The 15,484-nt window shown below is 47.5% G+C and carries 15 protein-coding genes; 9 read left to right on the forward strand and 6 right to left on the reverse strand.

From position 1 onward, the window contains the following. Nucleotides 1-18 precede the first annotated feature (18 nt). Together IS446_RS09560 and IS446_RS09565 are read left to right on the forward strand one after the other, a co-directional pair. Nucleotides 19-918 carry a sterol desaturase family protein gene (locus IS446_RS09560; RefSeq protein ID WP_203060173.1) on the forward strand — a complete coding sequence of 300 codons (900 nt, stop codon included), beginning with the start codon at nucleotides 19-21 and terminating at the stop codon, nucleotides 916-918. Nucleotides 919-1,033: 115 nt separating this feature from the next. Beyond that, a complete protein-coding gene (locus IS446_RS09565) occupies nucleotides 1,034-1,999 on the forward strand; it encodes a hypothetical protein (protein ID WP_203060174.1) in 966 nt (321 codons plus the stop codon). A gap of 52 nt (nucleotides 2,000-2,051) precedes the next feature. Here the strand turns inward: IS446_RS09565 and IS446_RS09570 are convergent, their stop codons facing one another. After that, nucleotides 2,052-3,083 carry an NADH:flavin oxidoreductase gene (locus tag IS446_RS09570; protein WP_235996457.1) on the reverse strand — a complete coding sequence of 344 codons (1,032 nt, stop codon included), beginning with the start codon at nucleotides 3,081-3,083 and terminating at the stop codon, nucleotides 2,052-2,054. A 358-nt stretch (nucleotides 3,084-3,441) separates the two neighbouring features. On the opposite strand from IS446_RS09570, the gene IS446_RS09575 reads away from it, so the two are divergent. Together IS446_RS09575 and IS446_RS09580 are read left to right on the forward strand one after the other, a co-directional pair. After that, complete coding sequence (locus IS446_RS09575) at nucleotides 3,442-3,837, forward strand: hypothetical protein (protein ID WP_203060177.1); 396 nt, start codon at nucleotides 3,442-3,444, stop codon at nucleotides 3,835-3,837. Then, entirely contained in the window at nucleotides 3,770-4,951 is a 1,182-nt protein-coding gene (locus tag IS446_RS09580; protein WP_203060179.1) for a DcaP family trimeric outer membrane transporter, read from the forward strand. Before IS446_RS09575 ends, IS446_RS09580 begins: the two co-directional genes overlap by 68 nt. A 60-nt stretch (nucleotides 4,952-5,011) precedes the next feature. Here IS446_RS09580 and IS446_RS09585 read toward each other — a convergent pair whose 3' ends face one another. From IS446_RS09585 to IS446_RS09595, 3 genes are all read right to left on the reverse strand, one after another. Then, nucleotides 5,012-5,899 carry a dienelactone hydrolase family protein gene (locus IS446_RS09585; protein WP_203060181.1) on the reverse strand — a complete coding sequence of 296 codons (888 nt, stop codon included), beginning with the start codon at nucleotides 5,897-5,899 and terminating at the stop codon, nucleotides 5,012-5,014. Between the two features lie 138 nt (nucleotides 5,900-6,037). Then, the gene (locus tag IS446_RS09590) at nucleotides 6,038-8,281 is read right to left on the reverse strand and encodes a xanthine dehydrogenase family protein molybdopterin-binding subunit (RefSeq protein WP_203060182.1); all 2,244 of its coding nucleotides are present in this window, start codon (nucleotides 8,279-8,281) and stop codon (nucleotides 6,038-6,040) included. A 37-nt stretch (nucleotides 8,282-8,318) separates the two neighbouring features. Further along, a complete protein-coding gene (locus tag IS446_RS09595; RefSeq protein ID WP_235996458.1) occupies nucleotides 8,319-8,786 on the reverse strand; it encodes a (2Fe-2S)-binding protein in 468 nt (155 codons plus the stop codon). Between the two features lie 324 nt (nucleotides 8,787-9,110). Here IS446_RS09595 and IS446_RS09600 point away from each other — a divergent pair, with 324 nt between their 5' ends. Then, complete coding sequence (locus IS446_RS09600) at nucleotides 9,111-9,758, forward strand: hypothetical protein (protein ID WP_203060184.1); 648 nt, start codon at nucleotides 9,111-9,113, stop codon at nucleotides 9,756-9,758. 123 nt (nucleotides 9,759-9,881) lie between these two features. Next, the gene (locus IS446_RS09605) at nucleotides 9,882-10,211 is read left to right on the forward strand and encodes a DMT family transporter (protein WP_203060186.1); all 330 of its coding nucleotides are present in this window, start codon (nucleotides 9,882-9,884) and stop codon (nucleotides 10,209-10,211) included. 374 nt (nucleotides 10,212-10,585) lie between these two features. On the opposite strand, the gene IS446_RS09610 is transcribed toward IS446_RS09605, so the two are convergent. Continuing rightward, entirely contained in the window at nucleotides 10,586-12,739 is a 2,154-nt protein-coding gene (locus IS446_RS09610; RefSeq protein WP_203060188.1) for a penicillin acylase family protein, read from the reverse strand. Nucleotides 12,740-12,942: 203 nt separating this feature from the next. Between IS446_RS09610 and IS446_RS09615 the strand changes: the two genes are divergently transcribed. The 3 genes from IS446_RS09615 to IS446_RS09625 all read left to right on the forward strand — a co-directional run bounded on the left by IS446_RS09615 (nucleotide 12,943) and on the right by IS446_RS09625 (nucleotide 14,809). Continuing rightward, nucleotides 12,943-13,485, forward strand: coding sequence for a DUF4287 domain-containing protein (locus tag IS446_RS09615; RefSeq protein ID WP_203060189.1), 543 nt, complete (start codon nucleotides 12,943-12,945; stop codon nucleotides 13,483-13,485). A 101-nt stretch (nucleotides 13,486-13,586) separates the two neighbouring features. Then, nucleotides 13,587-14,360: a DUF6090 family protein gene (locus tag IS446_RS09620; protein ID WP_235996459.1), complete on the forward strand. Its 774-nt coding sequence runs from the start codon at nucleotides 13,587-13,589 to the stop codon at nucleotides 14,358-14,360. A 107-nt stretch (nucleotides 14,361-14,467) separates the two neighbouring features. After that, nucleotides 14,468-14,809 (forward strand): zinc ribbon domain-containing protein YjdM, encoded by a 342-nt coding sequence (locus IS446_RS09625; protein WP_203060191.1) that lies wholly within the window; start codon nucleotides 14,468-14,470, stop codon nucleotides 14,807-14,809. On the opposite strand, the gene IS446_RS09630 is transcribed toward IS446_RS09625, so the two are convergent. Beyond that, on the reverse strand, nucleotides 14,786-15,406 hold the full coding sequence (locus tag IS446_RS09630) for a hypothetical protein (protein WP_203060192.1): 621 nt from the start codon (nucleotides 15,404-15,406) through the stop codon (nucleotides 14,786-14,788). The two genes, IS446_RS09625 and IS446_RS09630, sit on opposite strands and share 24 nt — an antisense overlap. Nucleotides 15,407-15,484 lie beyond the last annotated feature (78 nt).

Here is a 15,484-nt window from a genome sequence, read left to right on the forward strand (position 1 = left end):
CTGGAAAAGACCTTAAGCATGAATGAGTATTTAGAGATCATAAGAAACTCCTATACCGGATATTTCGGATACCTCCTCGATGAGATCACCCGATTTCACTGGTCCAATTATTTTTACGGACTCATTGTGATCTCCCTTGTCGTATGGGGACTGGAGCTGTTATTCCCCTGGCGTAAGGATCAAAAGATGTTCCGCAAGGATTTCTTTCTGGACACCTTTTATATGTTCTTTAACTTTTTCCTGCTCAACCTCATCGTGCTTATCGCCCTGAGCGAGGTGGCCGCGAAATTCCTGGATGATGTCCTAAGGGTTATCGGACTTGAACTAACCGATATTCAACTTTTCGATGTAAGTGCCATGCCTATGTGGGCAGGGCTCCTCACCTTTTTCCTTATCACCGATTTCGTACAATGGAATACCCACCGCCTGCTGCACCGGGTGCCTTTCCTTTGGAATTTTCACAAGGTACACCATTCGGTAAAAGAAATGGGGTTTGCCGCCCATCTGCGCTATCACTGGATGGAGCCGGTAGTTTATAAGAGCTTATTGTATATTCCACTCGCGCTTATCGGCGGATTCAATGTGGATCAGGTGGCTATTGTACACTTTACGGCCATTACCATCGGGCACCTCAATCACGCTAATATTGGTTGGGACTACGGCCCGTTCAAATACCTCCTCAACAACCCGAAGATGCATATCTGGCATCACGGAAAAGAACTTCCCAACCGATACGGAGTGAACTTCGGGATCAGTCTGAGCCTTTGGGATTACCTCTTTAAAACCGACTATATTCCACATAGTGGTCGGGACCTTGAACTGGGATTTGAAGGCGATGAGGACTTTCCGGAGGATTTTATCGGACAAGAACTCTATCCCCTCGAACTCAAAAAAGAACGCACCGATACAGCTTCGTAATTTCTTAAAGAAATTGTTGGTTCATCTCAACTGGAACATCCTTGGTTTTTAGTAATTTTAGGGAGACTAAACTTCTGCCTGTCATTAAGTTACACCACCAAACAACCGCTTCCTAATGAGATCATTACTAATAACAGTTCCTTTCGTGGCATTTTTCATCATGGGCTGTAAAGAGAAACCCCGAACAGACCACAAAGAACAGGCACAAACCGAGCAGGCATTACCCTCTAATAATTCTGCCTCCCTCCTTGGGGAAACATGGTGTTTTGCAGAAAGAACCCCTTCGTCTATCACCGAAGGAGCATACAACTACCACCTGGTAAGGCTTCAGCAACAACCCGCTGAAGCTATAGCCGGAGTTGTCTATCATTATCCTTATGGCACCGACAGTTTTCGCGCCTCTGTAAAAGGGATCCTGTCACCGGAGGACCAAACCATTAATGCCACCCTGCACGGCTATGCGGAGGGAGAACACTATACCCAGCAAGCCAAATATCGATTAACATCAAAAGCCCTGGAGCTAAACTACAAGACTCCTCAGGGTGAGATGGCGACCCTGCCACGGGTTTCCTGTGCAGCTTTTGACTCCCTTTTAACCGAGTACCGACAAGGGGTATTTAAGAACCTGATCAATACCACCGACCGAACGCGGTTAAAACAACTCGATAGTCTGAAGGCTTACGGGTTTACCGAAGACGACCTGGAGAAGGTGAAATTCATGGAAAGGGCGATAGACCTGGACAGAGACCCTGCCACCATGGAATACCTTATTTACCTGATGGACCCTTCGCTTTGTGGCACCGGAGGATGTAATCTGCTTGTGGTTGATAGCGAAAACAACATCGTAGCCGATATTACCGTAACCAAACTCCCCATCTATACCGTGATCGAGGATGTTGAAAAAACCATGAACAGCAAAGGTCAATGGAAGGATCTTTTTGTTTACAGTAAAGGCATGCGAAGGTTGTCACCAGAGAACGGCGTGTACCCGACTAATCCGAGTGTAGAAGAAGAGATCATGATGGAGCAGCTTACGGCCTTCCCCGAAAATTACTTGCTTTTAATGGATCATTTTGATTAATTCGAAGCCTTTTGATCGGCATACCACTGACATCTTCGTAAGTCGCCACCAACTAATCTTCAACAAATCCTTTCCAGCGCTGCATGTATTTAATAAAGCTTTCACCCAGGCCTTCTGACCGCAGGTAGTCTGAGGCAACCGGTATTTCTGTCGACTTGAAGCCGGGATTGGTCATGACCTTTTCAGGAAAGTCGTGATGCAAAATACCTGATCGGCCTACGGTCACAAAATCAACACCGGCGTCGAGGACCTTGTGTACTTCCTTTCCCCCGTAGATCTTTCCGGCAACGGTAAGCTTCACCCCCTTGCGATCCATTTCGGTAAAATGGTCCAGGAGTAGCTTACCGTCTTCCTCACTTCCCTCCGGGGTTTTAAACACATCCCACAGGGAGATGTCCAGGAAATCAACCTGTCCTTTTGCAACGAGTATCCCACAAAGCTCTTTAACCTCTGCCAACTCCATCCCGAAGCGCTCAGGAGAAAGTCGCACCCCTAACAAAAAGTCACTTCCACACGCCTCACGAATGCCATCGATGATCTCGAAAAGCAACCGCGAACGGTTCTCAAGGTTTCCCCCATAGCGATCGGTGCGTTGATTGGTTTCTGCACTTAAGAACTGGGCGACCAGGTAGCCATGCGCCCCATGTACTTCTACCCCATCAAATCCGCTGTTCTTTGCCCTTACGGCGGCTGCGATAAAATGATCGCGGGTCTCCTCCACTTCTTCCAGGGTCATGGCGCGGGCATCGTGTTCAACATTCTCCGAAGGACACACCGACATTTCCCCGGCGAGCGCTGCATAGCTGCGCATACCTCCGTGGTGTAGCTGCACAACAGACAAACTCCCTTCATTCCTAAGATCATTGGCGAGTGAACGGAGGCCTTCGATATGGCCATCACTGTAGATCCCCAATTGCCCCGACCAGCATTTTCCGTTGAATTGCACCAGGGCAGCACAGGTCATGACCAGTCCAAACTGGCCCTTAGCCCTCATGGTAAGCCAGTGCTTCTCATCGCCAGAGAGGGTGCCGTCCTCATGGCTTTGCATATTGGTGAGTGGCGCCAGCATAAAGCGGTTCTTCATGATTTTACCGCAGGGGAAAACGAGTTGACTATCAGGGTAAGCTGCTACATTGTGTCTTTGCATTTGTTTGGTATTCTGTAAAGCACTTCAAAGCTAAGCAAGCATGTGATCAATAACAAGGATCAACAACCTGTAACAAGCTCTTATTTTTTTTCTTTAATACAACTCACCAATGTCAAATCAATGCGGTAAATGCTGATTTCGTGGATTTTACCTGAATTATTGACAGTATTTTTATAATTTAATGAAATGTTCTCTCCAGATCACGCGGTTTGACCTTGCGCTTATGCCATGATAAGGGTATTCATTATAAAATAACTCAAGATACCCTGAAGACTGCAGGTATGTAAACACGGCTATGGATAAGCAAATTTTTCAAGCGAGGTTATTCAGTCCAACACTTCCATCCGATTTTATTCACAGAGAAAGGTTAGAGAAGCGACTCAATCTTATAGATGATATTCGTTTGGTATTAATTTCTGCGCCTTCCGGATATGGAAAATGCCTGTTAACTTCGGGGTGGCTGGAACAATCCGAACATTCCTGGTGCTGGATCAACCTGAACAGTATGGATGGTGACCTGAATGAATTTTCCCTGTACCTGATCCATGCGATCAGAAGCCTGATCCCGGATTTTGGCACAAACACACTTGAGATCCTCAGCACCTTAAACAACCTCACTAAAAATGAAAAAGCTCATACACATTTTAAGCATAAGTCTGCTGATACTTCAATGCTCCTATGGACAGGATAAAACGTTCGGAGCCACTACCTTTAATTTTGGCGGCTACATTAAGACTGATTTTCTGAATACCTGGTATCGAAATGGCGATGTCGGAGCTACGAGTCCGTTGCGCGAGTTCCATCTTCCCGGGCAGATACCGGTGGGGCCTGCAGACAGAAACTTTGACCTGGATTATCACGCTAAGGGATCCCGGTTTAGTTTTGATGTGGGTACCACCATCCTCGGACAAGAGATCCATGGATTCTTAGAATTTGACTTTCTGCTTTCAGGGGTCGGAGATGAACGGGTGAGCAACTCCTATAACCCCAGGATAAGGCATGCGTATTTTGAATGGGACCGATTACTTATCGGACAGACATGGTCTAGTTTTATGATCGTGGTGGTCCCTGATGAATTGGATTTTGCAGGTGCCATGGACGGACTGGTTTTTATAAGGCAGCCCCAGGTAAGGTATAAGGCCGGCAGTTGGTGGTTTGCTATTGAAAATCCGGAAACTACCGTTGCGCCTCTCGATGAAGCCGGGATTGTCGTAACCGATTCTGAAGTCTTTCCCGATGTGATAGTACGTAAGAACTTTAATGGGCAATGGGGTTCCTGGTCTGTTGCTGCGATCGGAAGAACCCTCCATAAGCGCGACTCTGTAGAGACTACGGCCATGGGGTATGGAATAACTACAGGGGGAAAACTATTCACCGGAAAACGGGGGGACGATGTCAGGATCATTGCTACCTATGGGAATGGCCTGGGGCGGTATTTAGCGGCAGGATTCACCCCTTCAGGTGTTCTGGACCGGAACGGGAAGATCAAACCCATACAGACCCTAAACGGCTACGTGGCCTATAATCATTATTGGGTACCTCAAAAATGGAGTTCCAGTTTTAGTGTGGCGGCCTACCGGGCATTTCACGACACCGATCTGGCAGCCGCAACGATCAATGAATTAAGTTATAGCCTGTCGGGGAATATCAAATGGGACCTCGTACCGCAACTCAGGTTTGGAATGGAATACATGTACGCCTACAGAGGATTGCTCAACAACACCAGCGGGGCCTTTCATCGGCTACAGTTTTCTGCCAAATACAGCTTTAACTACCGCAACTCCGTACTCAACGAAAAACAATAACCGCTCATAAGTATTAGCGTAGGAGTAACCTCAGAAAACCTCTTCGCTATAGACCCCAAACTATTTCAGGTGCTTTTTAAAGAATTCCATGGTGCGCCCCCAGGCCAGTTCGGCAGCTGCCTCATCGTACCTTGGGGTCGACGTATTGTGAAAACCGTGATTCACATCGGGATAGGTGAAGGCTTCATACTGCTTCCCGTTTTCCTTCAAGGCTAGCTCATAGTCCGGCCATCCGGCGTTAACCCTTTCGTCAAGTCCTGCAAAATGCAGCATTAAAGGTGCATTGATCTTATCGACATCTTCCTTGGGTTGTCCGCCGTAAAAAGGAACTGCAGCTGCAAGATCGGAAACCTTAACGGCCATCATATTAGAGATCCATCCGCCAAAACAGAAACCTACCACTCCGATCTTGCCATTGCAATCGGGATGGCTTTTGAGATATTCAAAGGCAGCGATAAAATCCTCCAGCATTTCCATGCGGTCGCGCTTGCGTTGCATGGTCCGACCCTCATCGTCGTTCCCGGGATACCCGCCAAGAGGCGACAAGGCATCGGGAGCGAGGGTAATGAACCCGTCTAAGGCAGCCCTCCTGGCCGTATCTTCTACATAAGGATTGAGTCCGCGGTTCTCATGGACCACCACGATACCTCCAAGTTTTCCCTCAAAGGACGAAGGTTTAGACAGCAAGCCTTTGATCTCTCCTCCCCCCTTTTCAGAAGTATAGGTAATGAATTTGGAATCCAGCTTGAGATCCTGGGCATCGGTGAGTTGGGTGTTGACATAATCCGGCAATAAAAAGCTCATGAGCGACGCAACGGTGAGTCCGCCAACAGCGTACAGTCCCAGCTTTTCAACAAAGTCCCTGCGGGATAACCGGTTATGGGCATAGGCGTCATAGAGGTCAAAAACCTCCTGTTTGATGTCTTCTTTTCGCAGTTTATTCTTCATGATCTTTGATGGTTAAATGTTCTTAACAATGTGAGCTTTCCAGGGGAATTATCAAACCCCGCCGTGGCGGGGTCTGATACGTAACTTTTCCAGTCTCCAGGCTTTCTTGCCGGATTCCTGATGCATTCCTTTAATTAACTACCCTTTCAGGATGCGCTCCTTACTAAACGGCTGATGGTAATGCCGCTTCCCGGTAGCCCTGTACAAAGCGTTAGCAACGGCCCCCATGATAGGCGGGAACGGTGGTTCTCCTAATCCTGTAGGATCGATCTTATTATCAACAAAATGTACATCGATCTCTTTCGGAGCCTCACTATTGCGAATAAGTCGGTAGCGGTCAAAATTGGTTTGATCGGGCTTCCCTTCGCTAAAGGTCATTTCGCTATACATAGCATGTCCGATACCATCGACGATACCCCCTTCGGCCATATTAGTTGCTGCATCGGGATTAACCACGATACCGCAGTCGATAGCACAGGTTACCTTATCAACAGAAGGCGCCCCGTTCTCAACTTTCATATCCAGGATCTGGGCTACATACGAATTATGACAGTAATAGGCCGATACCCCACGATGGGTTCCGGGCACCTCGGTATTCCAATTGGCCTTATCGCGAACCAGTTCCAATACCCCGGCATAACGGGCAGCTTCATAATCGTTGTTTTCACCTACAGGGTTTTGTTCTGCTTTTCTAAGCCATTCAAGGCGCATTTCAATAGGATCTTTCCCCATTTCTTCAGCCACCTCATCGAGGAACGACTGCTCGGCCCCGGCGATAAAATTAGATCGCGGTGCACGAAATGCTCCTACACTAATATTCGATGCTACCGCCCATCCTTCGGCCAGGTAGTTGTCAATGGCTCCTGCAGGGAAGCGATTGGCGAACAGCGGACTCTCAGGAATACCTCCTGCCCGCACGTGAAAGGCGGTAAGGTTATTGTCTTTATCAAAGGCCGCCCGGTAGGTGGCGTAATAGGCCGGACGGTAAATTCCGTAGGACATATCATCCTCCCTGCTGTAGACCAGTTTGACAGGGGCATTAATTTTTTTGGAGATCAAGGCAGCCTCAACGAGGAAGTGCCCGTATAATCTGCGTCCGAATCCACCCCCTTGTCGGGTCATCTGGATATCGATCTTCTCCAGGGGGAGCCCTAAAACACCGGCAACCGATTTCTCCATATATTCCGGTGTTTGTATCGGACCAACCAGCTTAGCCTCATCTGCCGTCACATGGGCAAAAAAGTTCATCGGCTCCATGGTATTATGGGCAAGGAACGGACAAGAATAACTGCGTTCCAGGATCTTGTGTGCCTTTTTAAATGCTGCCTCCGGATCACCATCCTTACGCACAGTTTGCGCCAATTCGGCACCCATGGTCATTAGTTTTTCATAGTGCCCCGAAGTACTTTCGAGTCCGCCGGGAACAGTTCTGGCAGCTCCCTGGTAAGCATCCTCATAGGCTTCAAATGGCTCCCACTGCGCCTTGAGGGCTTCCTTGGCTTTCATCACCTCCCATGTGGAATTTCCCACTACGACTACCAATTCGTCGTAAACAGTAGTATCAGACCACTGCTTTTCATAATCTTTGGGATAAACCTCGATAGAGAAAACATCTTTGATACCGGGCATGGCCTTAACGCCATCGGCATCGAAAGACTTCAGTTTCATTCCAAAGGCCGGCGGATGGGCAACCATGGCAATAAGCATCCCATCAACCTGATAATCGATACCATAAAGGGGTTTTCCCGTTACGATCTTAGAACCGTCTACATTCTTTCGCGACGTTCCAATAATGCTATAATCTGCAATTTCTTTAAGTTCCACTTCTTCAGGCACCTCGATCTGCACTGCGGCAGAAGCCATTTCTCCATATCCGGCCGATTTGCCACTTGCCTCGTGAAGTAGCATTCCTTCCTTGGTCGTGATCTCTGCCACGGGCACGCCCCAGGCAGCGGCTGCCGCTTCTTTAAGCATTTCGCGTGCTGTAGCTCCGGCCATTCTAAGACTATCCCACCCCTGACGTATGGACTGACTTCCTCCTGCCAGCTGACGGGTAAATATATCGGTATTCAACGGCGCCTGCTCCACAACCACCTTATTCCAGTCTACATCGAGCTCCTCAGCCACGATCATAGGCATGGAAGTCTTCACATTCTGACCGATCTCCGGGTTTGGCGACATGATGGTAACCACCCCGTTATCTCCGATCTTCAGGAATCCGTTGATCTCGAACCATTCCTCGGGCATCTCAAGTACAGCCACAGCTTCTTCGGTACGCTTACAGGAAGCCAGCCAGCTAAACCCAAGCATGAGTCCGCCACCCGCGAGGGCCGAACTCTTTATGAATGATCGTCTGCCTATTGTTGTTTTTATACGTGTCATTGTAATGTACTTTAAAGGTTAGTGAAACAAGGAATTCCTATGCGTTCTGCGCTTTTTCTGCAGCCAGCTTTATGGCCTTTCGAATACGCGTGTACGTCCCGCAACGGCAAATATTACCGTTCATTGCAGCCTGGATCTCCTCATCACTTGGATCGGGATTATTCTTCAATAAGGCCGATGCCTGCATGATCTGCCCGGCCTGGCAATACCCACATTGGTATACATCTACTTCTAACCACGCCTGCTGTACCGGGTGGTCGCCATGCTCAGAAAGTCCTTCTATGGTGGTTACCTCCTGGCTTCCCACTGCCGAAACAGGCACCTGGCAGGATCGCACTGCCCCATCGCCAATATGTACGGTACATGCCCCGCACTGGGAAATACCGCATCCGAATTTTGTTCCAACCAATTTTAGGTGGTCCCTAAGCACCCAGAGTAATGGAGTGGCCGGATCGACATCGACTTCCGCCGATCTGCCATTAATGTTCAGGTTATAAATTGCCATGATTATTTAAATTTTCCTGAATTTACAAAAATCTGAGGTACAATACCCTACCTTCTTTCGGGGAATACCCTACAAGCCATCCTCATCGTGTTTAACCTTAACCCCTAAAGGCCTTTCACAATTTGCTAATTATGTGTTAATTATTTTTGAGCATCGGTGTTGTGATCGACCAATCTGATCATACCAACATCACAGACCGGCAGCACTTTAACCACTAAAGCAACTGATAATCAAAAGTTTGAACTTAAAAGCGCAAATTGTTTAATATCTTTAGTAGTACCTCATAGGTTTCAACATTTCGAACCACTGTAAAAGTTTAGAATTATGCCGACCGTAAGAAGAGTTCTTTTCCTATTTGCCCTGCTGCTCATGATATCTTCTGTTGGGTTCGCACAGGAAAAGGAAAAAGAAAAAGTGAAGAAAGAAGTTCGCAAGAACGAAGGCCGTTCAAATGAAGTGGCCGATTACGAAAAACAACGCAAAAAGGCAGATAAGGAACGTGCCAGGGAGCGCCGTGAATACGAAAGGGAACGCGCCAAAGAACGGGATGAATTTTACAGAGAGCAGGCTATGGCTGAAGCTGAATGGCATCGGGAACGCGCCAAGGAAATGGCCGAACTTCAGCGGCAACGAAGTAAAGGCCAGGAAGAGCAGTATCGCAAAATGATGAAAAAGGAGGAGGAATTTTATCGGGAAAGGGCTAAAGCAGCTGAAGCCTATCACCGGGAAATGATGAAACAAAATGACGAACGCAAGCGCGAAAATGCCAGGGAAATGGCCGAACTCGCGAGGGAACGTCAGAAAGCCGCTGAAGAACGCGCAAAGAAATACGAAAAGGGCGATAGCAAATGGAGACGCGGGCAAATGAAAAAAGATGAAGAACGCTACAGGAAACAAGCAAAAAAAGCAGAAAAACGTATGAAGGAAGGGAAAAAGAAAAACGATTCGAGGGATTACGAGCATGATCGCTAAACCTTTTATTTGAAATAAGATGCGATCTGGCGCTCCTGTACTCCCCTGCCTCTTGAATACAACACCATAGACTCCTCTACTCATTATCGTAAATAGCTATCGTAACATATAATTTTAACCTTCATGAATTGGATCTTATTGATCATCGCGGGCCTTTTTGAAGTAGCCTTTGCCAGCTGCCTTGGGAAAGCCAAAGAAACTACAGGAACTACCGCCCTTTGGTGGTATGGAGGCTTCCTCCTTAGTCTGACCATCAGTATGGTGCTGCTGGTAAAGGTTACGCGGGTATTGCCCATTGGTACCGCCTATGCCGTATGGACCGGTATCGGGGCCGTAGGAACTGTACTCGTGGGGATCATCTTTTTTAAAGAACCGGCGAACTTCTGGAGGGTCTTTTTTATCTCCACGCTCATTGCCTCGATCATCGGACTCAAACTGGTGTCGAAGTATTGATGGTGACCCGGTGACACGGTGACGCAGTGATATCCACCTTCGCCATTGCTTCGGTAAATGAAACGGTAATGCAGTGACACGGTGACCCAGTGACCCAGATCTGCAACTTTGCAATTTCGCAGTTTTGCAATTTCACAGTTTTGCAACTTTTCGGTTATACGGTTATGCGGTGACGCAGTTACCCAGTGACACGGTGAGGCGGTGATGCGGATTTTAAATAATCCTAAGTTGCTCTCTTTACTCTTTAATCTTTACTCTTTAATCTTTGTTCTTGACTCTTGATTCTTTTCTCTTTTTCTCTTCACTCTTCACTCTTAGCCCTTAACCCGTCATAAAAATTCAAAAACCAAAATCCATCATCTATAATTCACCATTTATAATCCGCCGTCAATCGGATGATACCTCCTTTCTGCCTGTTGCAGTAGTACCTCCTTATCAAAGGGCACATTCCTTAATTCCTGGTTCACGAACTTCTCCATCTGGTCATTATAGTGCTCAGAGCCTTCCCTGTTGGTTGCTGCCCCGTACTGGTGTATGGCCTTACTGGTTTTTAGTCCGGTGCTGTCCCAAGCCACCAGCATGGTAAAGCCGTCACCTGCGCGTGCGACCATCTTTCCTTCGGCATTAAGGCCATCGGTGTAAATGGCTCTAAGTACATCGGGGCCACCTCCAACGGGCAATTGCTTTTGACCCCTTTGCAGTTTCTGAACCTCTCCTAAGGGGATACGCGTAGTATTGTAAAAGCGGTATAATTGATCTACCGCCTGCTTAAAGGCTTCTGTGATCTCCAGGTCGGTGATCTCATGATCGCCCAGCAGCGGATTCAGGGTTAGAATAGCCAATGCAGCGGTTTCGTTATCCGTTTTCGTTTCCAGGTTCCATTGACGCAACTGCATCAGGGCTTCCCGATACACCGGATCCATCATATTGTCCAGATCGGGCGTAGCGATCCAATTGAGGAGCCTTTTTACAGGAGTGTATTCGGAATGGTACCGCGAATCGTATTTCATTTTATAAAAATCTTCCGCCCCTATCAAGGTGTCGGCCTGTGCCATGCGTTCGATCTGTAAAGAGCGGTTGGTTTCCCGCTTTTCGATCCCCATATATCCCGGATAATCTGCAGCTGCAGCATCATCATCTCCATCGGTTGCCGAAAAGGGGGTGTTATTGGCATTGTAAACAAATCCGCTTTCCGGATTTACGGTTTTAGGCATCAGTTCAAAAGGCAGGTAATCTTCCCAGACCAGGGCCGACCGGTCTCCCGGAAGCACCTCATGCCAGGCATAGCCATCCTGTCGTTTCGGGAACATAGCATTGTAGTAATGACCAATATTCCCCTGATGATCTGCATAGATATAATTGATACTGGGCATGGCATTCATGGCAAGGGCATCTTCAAATTGCGCCTTGTTTTCAGCCTTATTCAGTTTATAAAGAAATTCCAGGGTTTGCACCTCTCCCATTCCTGCCCATCGTACCGCATACCAGCCGTGATCGGTTTCCAGCACGGGACCATGCTCAGAAATGCGAATTGGCTTCTCGAAGGTCCATCGTACCGGTCCCAGAAAACTCACGAGGATCTCTGCTGTTTTCACTTCAAAATCGACCCATTCACCATCGAGAAGATACTTACCTTCATCTTGCGGATTCACCTCTAATTGATAAAAATCGACCAGGTCCGGTTTGTTTACGGTATTGGCCCATCCGAGCTTATCGTTATGACCGTGGATCACCACAGGTGAACCCGGAAAGGTACCTCCGGCCATATTCCACCCTTCTTCCGAATGCAGGCGTACCTCGTACCAGGACACAGGCCCTTCAAGCGGTTGGTGCGAATTCACCAGCAGGCGGGTGAGACCGCCTTCAGAGCGGGAAGGTGCCACGGCAATTCCCTGACTCCCCAGGGGTGCCTTTTCATCGGAATTCCACAGAAAGGCCACTTCCCCATCGGTATCCATACTTTCCGGTTCACGCGGAGCCATCATAGCGCCCAGGGCCTTATCAAAACCGTAGAACATGGGGGTCTTGAACGTAAATCCGGCGATAACATCCTTTCCCGTCACAGGAAAAAGGTAGGGTGACCATTCACCCGGATGCTTTACAGCGTAAAGGTTAACTCCATCGGCATAGGCTTCTGCAATTTCTCTGACACCTTCAGGAATTTCTGAAGTATACTTGGCATTTACCGCATCCCACACCCCCATAAGATTGACCACATAATCGGTCTTGGCTGCAGTATAGCCATACTTAGAAGCCATCATCCCGCGGGTTGCAAGGAGCACGTCATGGAGCGTATTAAAATCGTCTTCACTCTGCGCATACCCCAATCCGAAGGCCACATCGGCATCGGTCTTTCCGTATACATGAGGCACCCCGAGGCTATCCCTGATCACTTCTACCTGATACTGTTGTGCCTTCTCCACATAGTCTTTCAGGTCAGGACTTCCGGGAGCAGTGATCCATGCGGTCAGGTAGATCGCCAAAAAAATAACAAGTATCGCAAGGAAAGGGTAACGCAGTTTTTTCATTGCAGTGTTTAGTTTGAAGGAAATTTAACAATTAATTCCCGTTCACAAATACTTGGCGGGGAGATGATGAGATCCCAAAACCCTATATAAGATCACCTTCAACCTCAACAAAGGCGCTTTCCTGAAACATTTTAAACTCATATAAACCTGATTTTCATTAACTTTAGAAGGAACCAACCATAAGTAATAAAACGACCGAAATAATGGACAAGGCGCTGCAAACCATGATCGACAATATGCCTGAGAAAACAGGACGATCGTTAGAAGAATGGAAAAAACTACTCAAGGAACACACCTTTGAAAAACACTCCCATGCGGTAAAATTCCTCAAACAGGAACATGGGGTCACCCACGGATTTGCCAATACTATAGTCTCTCTTTTTAACCAGGAACCGGGCAACCAGATCGACCTTATCGCCAAACAATACGAGGGGAGGGAATCCCTCTACCCCATTTACCAGGACCTGATCGAATACGTTACGGGGCTGGGTGAAGACGTCACCATTAGTGCAAAAAAAACCAGCGTTAGTATCATCAGAAAGCATCAGTTCATATTGATCAAGCCGGCTACCAAAACGCGTATCGACCTCGGATTTAAACTCAAAGACGTTGCAGTGGGAGAACGTCTGGAAGACTCCGGACCCTTTGGCACCATGTGTACCCATCGGGTACGCCTAACCTCCAGGGCAGACGTAGATGAAGAACTTAAAACCTGGATCAAACAAGCCTACGACATGTCGGTTTAATCGCCTTCCATGACCATCACCTGAGCGCCAAGCCTGAAACCTGATGACGTAATTATGCGCAACCTATTTATGCACTGCCTTAAAAAATACCCACGAATACGATGATGAAATTCTTCAATCGCCTGAGAAGGCAACTCCTGGAAAAGAACAACCTGAAAAAATACCTCCTTTATGCACTGGGCGAGATCGTCCTTGTGGTGATCGGGATCCTGATCGCTTTAGCCATAAACAATGCCCAACAGGAAAATGAGATCAAAAGAAAAGAGATCACCTACCTAAGCGGACTCCAAAAGGAGTTTGAGATCAGCAAAAAAAAGCTCGCTACGCTCATTGAGGTGAACAGAGCGAATTATAAGGGAGCTACCCAGGTGGTAAGCCTGCTTGCTGATCCCGGCAGCAACCCCGATGAAAAAGAATTGTCGCAACTCATCTTCCGGTCTCTATACAATGACATTGCCTTTAACCCCAATAACGCATTGCTCAATGAGATGATCCATTCAGGAAGTCTGAAAGACCTATCCAGTACAACCCTTCGCAAAAATTTGACCAACTGGCTCTCTACCCTGGAAGACATCGCAAAGCAAGAGGCAGACCTTATGTCACACCGGGATCATGTACTGGATATGATGCGTACCAACGACGGCCATTTACGGAGCATTCTGCACTATGCCGATACGAGCCAAAGCCTTTTCTCCCTTCCTGCCGATGCCTCACCGGAGAGCAATATGACCTTGTTCCGTTCCCCGGCATTCGAGAACAACCTGTTGCTATTCATACTTTCCGGGCAATCCACAGAAAAAGCCCACTACCTTCCGCTTATGACAGACCTCGAACAAATTCTGAACCTTATTGAAAATTCGATTGCAGACCAATAGCAGATAAATAACAGGCCTATTATATTGAACACCTTTGGAAACAGGAGATAGACCAACGCCATGAATTCACTACCTTTGTTGGCTATAGCTGAATAAATTCTCCGATCATGTCTGACGAAATGAAACCCTGCCCTCAATGCGAATCTCCATACGGATATCTGAAAACAGAAAATATCTATGCCTGTCCGGAATGTGGCCATGAATGGGATCCAAACGACATCCCGGATGAAGACGCGCTGGTGGTGATCGATTCAAACGGAAACACACTTCAGGATGGCGATTCGGTGATCGTGATCAAGGATCTGCCTGTTAAAGGGGCAAAAGGCCCCGTCAAAGCCGGAACAAAGGTGAAGAATATCAGGCTGGTTGAAGGCGACCACAACATTAGCTGCAAGATCGACGGCTTCGGAGCTATGGGATTAAAATCAGAATTTGTCAGAAAGGCTTAAAGGCTTTTGCATTTCTTCCTGCATCAGAGAGTCTTTGGGCCATAAGAAATCTGCAGCAGGATTTATATAGTCGTAATGAAGCAGTCGCAGGTATTTCAACACCTTACTACGCTCCGGATGTTCTATACCCAAAGCATCGCGACCATATGCGTCGGCTGCGGTCAGGGCAATATACAAATAGCCCTGTTCGTAATCGTCAAAAAGGGCATTGTCTTCTTCGATGAGCAGTTCGGCAAATTCAAAATCCGATTCGTCATCACTACCCCAGATCAGATCGTCTACGATTCCTGAAAACAGGTTAATTGCCCTGTCGTAGCGCATACATTCATGAACAGAAAGCAGGTAGCGCTGTTCATTAATTACGATAGGAAACTCAGCAGGGATCACACCTCCATCCCATTGAAATCTTTGTCGCAAAAAATCATTGAAGCGCTCTACGCCATAAGGGTTTTCAAAAACCAGGGCATAGACATCTGGGAGGTCGCTCTTAAAATCACGGGCCTGGATCAGGCGGGTACCCTCGATATCCGGTGCCTTACTGTAGGGGATACACGAGCATATGAGCATGAATACCAAAAAGAAAACGAACTTTTTCATGGCTACCAGCTTTAACGGTTGATCATGTAGCAGGGTACCGATCAACGACCTCTATAAATTACAACTTAAGGATCATCT

The organism is Robertkochia sediminum (assembly GCF_016786255.1).
GTDB classification, from domain to species: Bacteria; Bacteroidota; Bacteroidia; order Flavobacteriales; family Flavobacteriaceae; genus Robertkochia; species Robertkochia sediminum.